Raw genomic sequence first — 11,268 nt, 5'->3', positions numbered from 1 at the left:
GTCAGGCCGGCGTCGCGGTCGTATCGATGCGTCTGACGGGGTAGGCGGTCGCCAGGGCGAAGCCGAGCATCAGGAAAAGGAAAACCGACTGCGGCATGGCACGATAGAACACGTTGTCGGTCAACGCGCAGAGCGAGTAGACGACGACCAATACGAGCCCGGCCGTCGCGATGAGGGCCCGCCGTTCGTCCGTCTGGAGTGTCCGTCGCGCGAAGTACACCGCAGGCAGGGCGAATAGCAGGAGCAGGAGGATCAGGCTGGGAACGCCGCCTGTAGCCGCCGCTTCCAGGTATTCGTTATGCGGATGATCGTACTTTTCGATGACCGGGCTGACCTGGCCCCGCGCGATCTGATCGCGTGCATACTGACCGAACTTGTCCAGCCCGACGCCCATGACGGGATGTTCCTCGAAGGCCTGCCAGGCCGTGATCCACATTTCGATTCGTTCGCGGACGGGGCCCTGCGCGTTGTCGCGGCTGAACGTGGCGACTTCGCCCTGGACCTGGCCGAAGCGGTCGACGAGCTCCCGGTGCAGGCTGAACGTGGCAACGCTTGCGCCCGCAATGAGGATGACGACAAAGGTTATCGCCTGACGCAGGCGGCCGGTTCGCCGCACGGTCACGATCATCGCGATGGCCAGCGCCGGAAGAAAAGCCAGCAACGGGCCGCGACTCTGGGTCAGCAAGGCACCGTAAAGGCCCACGCCGATCGCGATGGCGTGGAGCCAGCGCTCTGGCATGGACGGCTCGCGAGCCATCAACTGAATGATGCTGAAGAGCACCATCGTCAGCGTGATCATGGTGAATTCGATGGCGCTCCAGGGGCCGCCATTGAGGCCATATGCCCGGTCGGCGCCCAAAAAGAAGTGCTGCACGATGCAGGCGCTGCCGAACACCATGGCGGTAATGGCAAAGCCGCACCAGATGAAACGCCAGTTAAGAGGGGCGGTGAAGACCCCGGCGATTCCCAGGAACATCAGCGTCTGGGCGGGAAGGTCCAGTTCGGTCCAGCCAAGGCCGTGCCAGGCGATGTTGGTGGCGGCAAGCGCGAACCGCAGCAGGCAGACGACCACAATGGCAGCGGCCACGCGATAGCGTTGCCGCGTCTCGGTGCTGGTTGCGATCAGGGTCACGCCGACGATAAGCAGTGCCAGCATGGACAGTGCTTTCATTTTCGAGGGCAAGGCCACGCTGAACGGTGTAATTGCCACCAGGGCGCTAAGGGCGAGGGTACGCCAGTAGGCTCGGCTGTCTTTGGACGGCGGGGTGTCGGTCATTGAAGCGGGTCAGTCCTGTCGCCGTGCTGCCCAACCCCGGGATGAGAGCCGGGGATCGGGAGTGCCTTGAATGATGCATTATCCGACCGAATGGTACATCACGAACCTGAACCAGCCCGACTCTTTATGAATCGCCCGAGGCTCCGTTTTCGTTGACATCCTCGCCGGGCTTGCAACCCGGAACGAGTGAGCCGGCACGGATGAGATACCACCCACGGCGGTTCGCCGTACCGACGAACGTGGCTTTTGCCACGTCCACGCAGTTCCCCATGACGGCATCCTGGATGAATACCCAGCGCCGATCCGGGTCCTGCTGGAGCCATGCCGCCGCCGCGGCGAACTGCTCGTTCCAGGGCACCGTGAAGCCAAAGTCGGTGGCGTGGCCCGGGTACATCAACATGTTCTGCTCTTTCCATCCCGCCATGGCCAACTGGTCGTCCTGGGGTACCAGCTCACGCGTACGCTGCATGACTTCGACCGACGAGCTGGATGCGTTGAGCGCCGGGTAACCCCATAGCGAGAACACCAGCCACAAAGACACCATGCCCGCCACGACCGCGGTAACGGCGCGCTTCATGCGCATCGTCGCGACAAGGGCGAGCTGAATGACGCCGATCGTGATCGCCATCCACCAGATCGACGTATCGCCCTGTTCCAGGCCGCGCTGTTCGATGAAGTTCACGGCGAATTTCGGATGGGTCGTGAGAGCCAGCACGCCGCCGGCGACGAGGGCGGCGCCGATGACCGTCAGCGTTGCCAGCCCCAGGCGTCGCAACCACGGTTTGCCGAGGAGTTCGTCGAGCAACGGCGCGGTGACCAGGGCCAGCATGGGCAGCGCCGGCATCACATAGACGTCCCGCTTGCCGTGGGGAATGCTGAAGAAAATAAGTACGAGCACGATCCAGCCCAGGGGCAGGAGGTATCGGGCGTCGCGGGCTTTCAGCTTCGCCCACCAGCGCGGAAAGGTACCGAAGTAGGTAAGGGACAGCGGTAGCCATGTGCCGATGATGACGGGCAGGAAATAAAAGACGCTCTGGCCGTGATCCCAGGAATTGGCGTATCGCTTCGCCGTCTGCTGGAACAGGATGTCGTTGACGTAAGCGGCATAGGCGGGATCGCTCGAATGGGCCTGCGCGGTCAGCAGCATCGGCACCAGCCATAAGGCGATGGCGAGCAGGAACGCAACCGGGCCCAGCAGCCAGTGGCCAACGTGCCCACGCACCAGCGTGACGCCATCGAAGCGCGCGACGAGAGCGACGACATAGGGAATGAACAGGAACAGCGACAGGATGCCGACGCCCTTGGTGATGACGCCGAGCCCCGCGGCAAAACAGCCAAGCCAGAACGCCCGCCAGTCGGGGCCGCGCAGGAAATGTCGAAGGAGTCCGTAATTGCCAAGTGTGATGAAGAACATCACCAGCGGGTCGATCTGCGCGCGTTTGGTCTGGTACGCGAACTGGAAAGTGACGAGCAGCGCGGCACCCGCATAAAGACCCGCCTGACGGGTCCATAGGCGACGGCCGAGATCGTAGACCAGGGCAATCGTTCCGACCGACGCGAGCAGGGAAGGCAGGAGGAACGCCACGCGCCAGCTGCGCAGTAAAGTGTAGAAGCCGGCTTCCAGCCACATCAGCATCGGAGGCTTGTCGGCGTATAGCTCGATGCCGCGGCGAGGGAACAGCCAGTCCCCGCTTTCGAACATCTGTCGTGCGACCAGCGTGAATCGCGGTTCGTCCGAGGGCCAGGGATCGCGCAATCCGATTCCTGCGCCGATCACCACCAATGCGGCAATCATCAGAAACCAGAAATAGCGGCGCTCCTGCGAATCGTCGTGTACTGCGTCCATATCTCGATAGGCTCGACGGCTACCGCTAGTGCGGCGCATGGTGGGGCTTCAGTAGAAATAATACAGCTGAGAACAGCCTTAAGGTGTGCTGCGTTTCTCGACGAGCGCGTAATACATGCCGTCAAGATCGCCATCGCCGGGAAGTATCTGCCAGCCGATGCCGGCCGCTTGTCCCACGGGCAACGAGAACGGTGCAGCGACGGCGTCGGTGTGGGAGTCGATGAAAGCACTGACCACGCCCTCGTTCTCCCGTCGCAACAGCGAACACGTCACGTACAGCAACTTTCCGCCCGGAGCCAGCAGCGGCCAGAGTGCTTCGAGGATGCGCTTCTGCTGTGTGACGAGGTTGTCGATATCGGTAGCACGACGATGGAGGCGTACATCCGGCCGGCGGCGAATCACGCCCGTCGCGGAGCATGGCGCGTCGATCATGATCCGGTCGAAAGGACGCCCGTCCCACCAGCTATCGGGGTTGCCCGCATCGCCGACGACGATAGTCGCGGCGAGGCCCAGGCGGTCGAGATTCTGCTGGATGCGTGGGGCGCGTCCCGCTTCCGATTCCACGGCGACCAGCGCGACATCGGCGCGCTCCAGCACGTGGCAGGCTTTGCCGCCGGGTGCGGCGCATGCGTCCAGCACACGCTGGCCGTCGGCAACGTCGAGCAGGTCGGCGGGTATCTGCGCCGCGCCGTCCTGTACCGCGAAGTGACCTTCGGGAAAGCCGGGCAGCCGGGTAATATCGGTGCTGTGCGGCAGGACGAGCCCGTCGACCAGCCATGGATGCAATGTCGCGTTCTGACCGGCCGCCCGCAATGCTTCGGCCACCGTCTCGCGCGTGGCGCGTCGACGATTCACCCGCAGCATCAGCGGCGGTTCCTGATTGTTGGCGGCGAACACGCTGTCGGCCCTGCCCGGCCAGTCCGCGGCGATGGTCTTCGCAAGCCATGCGGGATGGGCGTGACGTGTCGCCGGTGTCGCATCCAGTGCTTCGATCAGCGATACGCGCTCTCGTTGCCAGCGACGCAGCACGGCATTGACCAGTCCCGCGAATCGCGGGCGGCGCAATTCGCGAGCCGCTTCGACCGTGGCTGCCACGGCGGCGTATCCCGGCATTTCCAGGACCTCGATCTGGATCAGGCCCAGGACGAGCAGCGCATGGATCGCCGGCTCGTTACGTCGCAGCGATTTATCCAGCAGGCGGTCGATCGCGGCGTCGTATCGTGGCCACCATCGCGCGCCTTCATTGAGCAGCGCCGTCAGCAATGCACGATCGCGGGAGTCGGAAAGTTTTCTGGTCGCCCGGTCGGCGACCTCTCGCAACGAGTGACCCGCAAGCGCGATGTCGGCCAGTGCTTCGGCCGCGAGCGCCCGGGTCGACATCGTGCTCATGAACGAGCCTTCCGTAGTTCCGGTCGCGCGTTGAGATAGTCGACGACACCGATCCGTCTCCCACCCGCGCGTTGTACGGCGAGCAGGCGGAGCGCTCCCTCGGCACAGGCGATATCCAGCCCGTCGCGACTGGCGGCGAGAAGCGAACCCGGCACGGCGCCGGGCTCGCCCGCGATAGCGACGGCCGACCAGATACGCAGGCGTTCGCCCGCGACCTCGGCTTCGGCAACAGGCCAGGGATCGAAGGCGCGTACCTTCCGTTCCAGTTCGATGGCAGGCCGGGTGAAGTCGAGCAGCGCTTCGGCTTTGTCGAGTTTGTGCGCGTATTCGACGCCGGTGTCGGCCTGCGGCGTGGCGACCAGGGTTTCGCCGGCCATGACCCGGCGCAGACCTTCGGCCAGGGCATCGGCACCCAGTACGGAAAGGCGGTCGTGCAGGCTGCCGCCGGTGTCGTCCGCCGATATCGGCGTGCGGCGTTCGACGAGCATGGGGCCGGTATCCAGGCCGGCTTCCATCTGCATGAGGTCGACACCCGACTCGGTGTCGCCCGCGAGAATGGCCCGCTGAATCGGAGCCGCGCCGCGCCAGCGCGGCAGCAGCGAGGCGTGCACGTTCCAGCAGCCCAGGCGTGGAATGGCGAGTACCTTGCGCGGCAGGATCAGACCGTAGGCCACGACCACCATCAGATCGGGAGCATAGGCGGCGAGGGTGTCGCGGTCGGCCTCCGCCTTGAAGGATTCGGGCTGCTCGACCGCTATGCCAGCCGCGATCGCCGCTTCCTTGACCGGGCTGGCGGTCAGCTTGCGCCCGCGACCCGCGGGGCGGTCGGGCTGGGTATAGACCGCGACGACGTCAGCGCCGGAGGCGCGGCAGGCTTCAAGACAAGGGACAGCGAAATCGGGCGTGCCCGCGAATACCAGGCGCAGAGGGCGGTCGGTCATCGGTCAGGCGCTTGCCCGACGCTGTTTTTCCATCCGCTTGAGCAGCATGCCGCGCTTCAGCGGGGAGAGGTAATCGACGAAGACCTTGCCCGCGAGATGGTCCATCTCGTGCTGGATGCACACGGCGAGCGGGCCTTCCGCCTCGACGACGATGTCCTTGCCCGTGACGTCCTGCGCGCGGACTTTCACGCTGAGGGCACGGGTCACGTCGGCGTAGACGCCGGGGAACGACAGGCAGCCTTCCTGATAAACCTGGCTGCCGTCCTTCTCGACGATCTCGGGATTGATCAGTACGAGCGGCTCGTTGCGGTCGTCGCTCATGTCGGCAACCAGCACGCGCTGGTGGACATCGACCTGGGTCGCGGCCAGGCCGACGCCATTGGCCTCGTACATGGTCTCGTACATGTCGTCGACGAACTGCTTCAGCTTGTCGTCGAACACGGTCACCGGCGCCGCGACGGTGCGCAGGCGGGGATCGGGGAATTCGAGGATCGTAAGGACGGACACGATGGCACCTGTTTTCTTCTCGGGCCGGGAGCGATTGCGGTGTGCCCAGAATGCGGGCAAATCGGCGAAATCCAAACACCGCTACCCGGTAGGATGGGCCCGTATTCTACGCCGGCCGGTCAAGTCGGGCGAGCGCAGCGCCGTATTGTGCCCTTTAACGATTCAGTTACACTCGCGACAGCACCGGGGAAGGGGGAAATCCCGTCATGATCAAGAAGTTCGCCATGCTGCTCGGCAGCATGTTCTTTACTGTGGCCGTTTATGCGGCAGCCGCCCAGCTTCGTCCGGATCATCCCGACACCTATACGGTGAAAAAGGGCGACACGCTCTGGGATATTTCGGCGCGCTTCCTGAGCAAACCGTGGCTCTGGCCGGAGATCTGGCAGGCCAATCCCCAGGTCCGAAACCCACACAAGATTTACCCGGGCGACGTGCTGAACCTGTCGATGCAGGGCGGTGCTCACCTCGGCCTGCAGCCGCGCGTACGCATCGACGGGGACGCCGTTACGGCCATTCCGTTGAGCGAACTGCGGATGTTCCTCAAGGACACGCGCGTCATGACCGAGGATCAGGTCAAGTCCGCACCTTACGTCGTCGGCTTCGAGGAAAACCACCTGCGGGCCACGCCGGGGCAGAAGGTCTACGCGCGTCAGCTGAGTGCCGAGCCGGGCCAGCGCTGGGCGATCGTACGTCCGACCAACGCGTTCCGTGAGTTCAAGGACGTCGGCAATATCGACCGCGGCAGCGTGGTCGGCGACTCGCTCGACAGCGACGTATCGATGAATCGCGGCCCCTGGCACGAAGACGGCCGCGATAACGGACACTTCGGCAAGGGCGCTTCGCTCGGTGTCGAGGTGACCGTGATCGGTACGGCGGAAGTCCTGCGCGCGGGCGATCCCGCCTCGTTGGTCCTGGTCGATTCGACGCTGGAGATTCGCAAGGGCGATCGCCTGATGCCTGTCGACGACGCGCCTTACGACGCTTATTACTATCCGCATGCACCGAAGACCATGCCTGCCGATCCGCGGGTCATCGCGTTCTCGGACGCACTGGCCGCCGTGGGTAGCCGTCAGGTGGTCGCGATTTCGGCCGGTGCCCACGACGGCATCGACAACGGCACGACGTTCACCGTCATGTCGGCGGGCGAGACGATCTCCGACGATGTGGCAAGCAACAGCGAGGAGCGCGGCACGGCCAAGAACGTCAGGTTGCCCGACGAATACGCCGGCCACGTGATGATCTTCCGCACGTTCGATCGCGTGAGTTACGGCCTGGTGATGGACGGACTGCGTCCGATCCACAAGGGCGACCGGGCCACGCAGCCCGAATAAGACACGCCGTAAAGCACGTTCCATCGCCCCCGGTTGCAAGGCCGGGGGCGATTTCGTTTGGGGTGCTGCTCGTGCAGGCGCGCGCTCCTACAGAAAAGCGTCGGCGTGGGCTACGCCCTGGGGCGCTCGGCGCCCCTCCGCGACGCCGGTCCAGCCCATACACTGTTCCGATGACGACCGACGACGACCGCGACTGGCTGATCCTGCTGCGCACGCCCGACTTTCCCGCCTCGCGGCTGCGCGAAGCGCTGGTCGCGTCGCGACGGGCAGGCGTCGTGCTCGATGTGCTTCGGAAGCGGTCGTTGGGGCTTTCCGACGAGGCGAGGGCATGGCTCGACAACCCCGACGAAGCGATGCTTGCCCGCGACCTCGCCTGGCTCGCGGAGCCCGGCCATCGCCTGCTCCGGTGCACGGACGAGGATTTCCCGCCGCAGCTCGAATCGATCGCACAGCCGCCAGCGGCGCTGTTCGTCGTAGGCGACGCCTCGCTGCTCCTCCGGCCCCAGATTGCCATCGTCGGATCCCGTGCCGCGGCGGCCCCTGCGCTTGCCAATGCGCGGATATTCGCGGATGCCCTGGCCCGGGATGGTCTGATCGTGACCAGCGGCATGGCCGACGGGGTGGACGGCGCGGCCCACGAGGCGGCGTTGGACGCGGGTATGCCGACCGTCGCGGTGGTCGGTACCGGACCGGATCGGGTCTATCCCAGAAAGCACCACGCCCTGGCCCGCAGGATCGCCGAACACGGAGTCATCGTGACCGAGCATGCGCCCGGCATCGGCGCGCTTCCGTATCACTTTCCGCGCCGCAACCGCATTATCGCGGGCCTGAGCCTGGGGGTGCTGGTCGTCGAAGCTGGCCTGCGGTCCGGGTCGCTGATCACGGCGCGTCAGGCGGGCGAGCAGGGCCGCGAAGTCTTCGCGCTGCCCGGTTCCATTCACAATCCGCTCTCGGAAGGCTGTCACGAGCTGATCGGCGAGGGTGCGAGGCTGGTCCAGCGACCGGCTGAGATTCTCGAAGCGCTTGCACCGGCCGCACGAGAACTCGGCGCCGAACTGGCGGCCCGGCTGGCCCTTCCGGCTACCCAGGCGTCCGGAAAGCGTTCATCCGGGCCCTTCGACTGGCGGGCCGATCCTGAATATCGCCGCCTGCTCGACGCCATGGGTTACGATCCCGCCCCTCTGGACACATTGCTGCGAACCACGGGCTTCGCCCCGGCCGCGCTGTCGTCCATGCTGATCATGCTCGAACTGGAGGGGCAGGTCGCCAGCCTGCCCGGAAATCGTTACCAGAGGCTGCCCGAACCACCCGCCGCTTGACAGCCGTCACGGCGCTGTGTCTCTAACTATATATATAGAGTGACTGACACCCCGGTTCGTTGGCTGGGTGCCAGCTTCTCGTTACCCCACAATCCGAAACCGAACCGGCAGTTCGCCGCGGCCCTTGGCCGGGACGGACCAGGAAACGCTTTATCCATGGCAAAAAACCTCCTCATCGTCGAATCGCCGGCCAAGGCCAAGACGATCAACAAATACCTGGGGACCGATTTCCAGGTGTTGGCGTCCTATGGTCACGTCCGCGACCTGCGCCCCAAGGAGGGCGCCGTCGATCCCGAGCGCGGCTTCGCCATGGCCTACGAGGTCATCGACCGCAACGAGAAACATGTCGATGCCATCGCCAAGGCGGCCCGCCAGGCCAGCACCATCTATCTCGCGACCGACTTGGATCGCGAAGGTGAGGCCATTTCCTGGCACATCAGCGAGATTCTGAAAGAGCGCGGCCTGCTCGAAGGCAAAGAAGTATTGCGTGTCGTGTTCAGCGAGATCACGCCGAAGGCCATCAAGGAAGCCGTCGCCAACCCGCGCAAGCTGTCGCATGACCTGGTCGACGCGCAGCAGGCACGTCGCGCGCTGGACTACCTGGTCGGCTTCAATCTGTCGCCCGTGCTCTGGCGCAAGGTGCAGCGCGGTCTGTCGGCCGGACGCGTGCAGTCGCCCGCCCTGCGCATGATCGTCGAGCGCGAGGAAGAGATCGAAGCCTTCAAGGCGCGAGAATACTGGTCGATCGAAGCGGCCCTGGCACACGCCGATGGCGCATTCACCGCCAAGCTGACGAAGCTGCATGGCAAGAAATTCGAACAGTTCGACCTGACCAACGAAGCCGATGCGATGTCCGCCCGCGCATCGCTGGAAAAGGCCGCGGCCGGCAAATTCACGGTCAGCGAAGTCACCAGTCGCGAACGCAAACGTCGTCCGGCGCCGCCGTTCACTACGTCGACGCTGCAGCAGGAAGCCGCGCGCAAGCTGGGGTTTACGACCAGCCGCACGATGCGAATCGCGCAGGGTCTGTACGAAGGCGTGTCGCTGGGCAGCGAAGGTAACGTCGGTCTCATCACCTATATGCGTACCGATGCCACCGCGCTGTCCAACGATGCGGTGACCGAGCTGCGCGAGTTGATCGCGCGCGACTACGGCGCGCAGGCATTGCCCGATGGTCCGCAGGTATACAAATCGAAATCGAAGAACGCGCAGGAAGCGCATGAAGCTGTCCGCCCCACCTCGGCCATGCTCACGCCGCGCAGCGTGGCGTCGTACCTCAACGACGACCAGCGCAAACTCTACGAACTGATCTGGAAGCGCACCGTCGCCTGCCAGATGATTCACGCGACGATGAACACCGTCTCCGTCGAATTCGCGGTGGCCGATTCGTCGTTCCGTTCCACCGGTACGACCGTCATCGATCCGGGTTTCCTTGCCGTATACGAAGAAGGCCGCGATCAGAAAAACGAGGAAGACGAAGATCAGCGCCGTCTGCCGCGTCTGGCCGAGGGCGATGTGGTGGATGTATCGGCCATTGCCGCCGACCAGCACTTCACCGAGCCTCCGCCGCGCTATTCGGAAGCCAGTCTGGTGAAGACGCTCGAGGAATACGGCATCGGCCGTCCGTCCACGTACGCCAGCATCATCCAGGTGCTGCTGAATCGCGAATACGTGCTTCTGGACAGCCGTCGCTTCAAGCCGACCGACGTCGGTCGCGCGGTCAGCAATTTTCTTTCCGGTCACTTCACGCGTTACGTCGACTACGATTTCACCGCGAAGCTCGAAGACGAGCTGGATGCGGTCAGTCGCGGCGAAGAGCAGTGGGTCCCGCTGCTCGAACGTTTCTGGCAGCCGTTCAAAACGCTGGTGGACGACAAGACCGAAAGCGTCGATCGCAGCGAAGCCACGGGCGCGCGCGAACTGGGTACCGATCCGAAGACCGGCAAGCCGGTATCCGTGCGTCTCGGTCGCTATGGACCGTATGCGCAGATCGGCAGCAAGGACGACGAAGACAAGCCGACCTATGCCAGCCTGCGTCCGGGCCAGAGCATGCACACCATCACGCTCGAAGACGCGATGGAATTGTTCAAGCTGCCGCGCAATCTCGGACAGTCCGACGCGGGTGAGGACGTGACGGTCGGTATCGGCCGCTTCGGTCCTTTCGTGAAGCAGGGCAGCACCTATGCCTCGCTGAAACCCGAGGACGATCCGTACGTTATCGAACTTCCGCGTGCGCTGCAGCTCGTGCAGGAAAAGCTGGAAGCCATCGCGAACCGCATCATCCAGGACTTCGGCAACGACGTGCAGGTGTTGAATGGTCGCTATGGCCCCTACATCACCGACGGCGAGAAGAACGCGCGCATTCCGAAAGACCGCGATCCGAAAACGCTCACCGAAGCCGAATGCCTGGAGCTGCTTGCCGCGGCGCCGGTGAAGAAGCCGCGCGGTGGCAAGGCGGGCAAGAAAACGGCGACGAAGAAAACCGCCGCGAAGAAGACCGCTACGAAGAAAGCCGCGCCGGCCAAGAAAACCGCGGTGAAGAAAGCGGCGGCCAAGAAAACGACGGTCAAGAAAACCGCCACGAAGAAAGCCGCGACAAAAAAGACCGCGACCAAGAAAGCCGCTGCGAAGAAAGCGCCGGCAAAACAGGCAACGTAAC

The 11,268-nt window shown here is 64.3% G+C and carries 8 protein-coding genes; 3 read left to right on the top strand and 5 right to left on the bottom strand.

Going from position 1 to position 11,268, the window contains the following annotated elements:
• Window position 1 precedes the first annotated feature (1 nt).
• The 5 genes from EC912_RS07485 to def form a co-directional block, all read right to left on the bottom strand.
• Complete coding sequence (locus tag EC912_RS07485; protein ID WP_132142506.1) at window positions 2–1,276, bottom strand: O-antigen ligase family protein; 1,275 nt, start codon at window positions 1,274–1,276, stop codon at window positions 2–4.
• 124 nt (window positions 1,277–1,400) lie between these two features.
• On the bottom strand, window positions 1,401–3,122 hold the full coding sequence (locus tag EC912_RS07480) for an ArnT family glycosyltransferase (protein WP_132142505.1): 1,722 nt from the start codon (window positions 3,120–3,122) through the stop codon (window positions 1,401–1,403).
• A 78-nt stretch (window positions 3,123–3,200) separates the two neighbouring features.
• A complete protein-coding gene (gene rsmB / locus EC912_RS07475) occupies window positions 3,201–4,511 on the bottom strand; it encodes a 16S rRNA (cytosine(967)-C(5))-methyltransferase RsmB (RefSeq protein WP_243649183.1) in 1,311 nt (436 codons plus the stop codon).
• The gene (gene fmt, locus EC912_RS07470) at window positions 4,508–5,452 is read right to left on the bottom strand and encodes a methionyl-tRNA formyltransferase (protein WP_132142504.1); all 945 of its coding nucleotides are present in this window, start codon (window positions 5,450–5,452) and stop codon (window positions 4,508–4,510) included. Before fmt ends, rsmB begins: the two co-directional genes overlap by 4 nt.
• Window positions 5,453–5,455: 3 nt before the next feature.
• Entirely contained in the window at window positions 5,456–5,959 is a 504-nt protein-coding gene (def, locus tag EC912_RS07465; protein WP_132142503.1) for a peptide deformylase, read from the bottom strand.
• 206 nt (window positions 5,960–6,165) lie between these two features.
• Between def and EC912_RS07460 the strand changes: the two genes are divergently transcribed.
• The 3 genes from EC912_RS07460 to EC912_RS07450 all read left to right on the top strand — a co-directional run bounded on the left by EC912_RS07460 (window position 6,166) and on the right by EC912_RS07450 (window position 11,267).
• A complete protein-coding gene (locus EC912_RS07460; RefSeq protein WP_132142502.1) occupies window positions 6,166–7,290 on the top strand; it encodes a LysM peptidoglycan-binding domain-containing protein in 1,125 nt (374 codons plus the stop codon).
• A gap of 170 nt (window positions 7,291–7,460) precedes the next feature.
• A complete protein-coding gene (gene dprA / locus EC912_RS07455) occupies window positions 7,461–8,609 on the top strand; it encodes a DNA-processing protein DprA (RefSeq protein WP_132142501.1) in 1,149 nt (382 codons plus the stop codon).
• A gap of 156 nt (window positions 8,610–8,765) precedes the next feature.
• Window positions 8,766–11,267: a DNA topoisomerase I gene (locus EC912_RS07450; protein ID WP_132142500.1), complete on the top strand. Its 2,502-nt coding sequence runs from the start codon at window positions 8,766–8,768 to the stop codon at window positions 11,265–11,267.
• Window position 11,268: the final 1 nt, after the last annotated feature.

Origin of the sequence: Luteibacter rhizovicinus (assembly GCF_004342265.1) — a bacterium.
GTDB classification, from domain to species: domain Bacteria; phylum Pseudomonadota; class Gammaproteobacteria; order Xanthomonadales; family Rhodanobacteraceae; genus Luteibacter; species Luteibacter rhizovicinus_B.
The sequence above is the reverse complement of the archived record's forward strand: the minus strand, read 5'-3'. Positions and strand labels throughout refer to the sequence as shown.

What these genes read in the sequence shown, in the direction of transcription:
- EC912_RS07460 (WP_132142502.1), top strand. Translation starts at nt 6,166, where the DNA reads ATGATCAAGAAGTTCGCCATGCTGCTCGGCAGCATGTTCTTTACTGTG.
- fmt (WP_132142504.1), bottom strand. Translation starts at nt 5,452, where the DNA reads ATGACCGACCGCCCTCTGCGCCTGGTATTCGCGGGCACGCCCGATTTC.
- dprA (WP_132142501.1), top strand. Translation starts at nt 7,461, where the DNA reads ATGACGACCGACGACGACCGCGACTGGCTGATCCTGCTGCGCACGCCC.
- EC912_RS07450 (WP_132142500.1), top strand. Translation starts at nt 8,766, where the DNA reads ATGGCAAAAAACCTCCTCATCGTCGAATCGCCGGCCAAGGCCAAGACG.
- rsmB (WP_243649183.1), bottom strand. Translation starts at nt 4,511, where the DNA reads ATGAGCACGATGTCGACCCGGGCGCTCGCGGCCGAAGCACTGGCCGAC.
- EC912_RS07480 (WP_132142505.1), bottom strand. Translation starts at nt 3,122, where the DNA reads ATGGACGCAGTACACGACGATTCGCAGGAGCGCCGCTATTTCTGGTTT.
- EC912_RS07485 (WP_132142506.1), bottom strand. Translation starts at nt 1,276, where the DNA reads ATGACCGACACCCCGCCGTCCAAAGACAGCCGAGCCTACTGGCGTACC.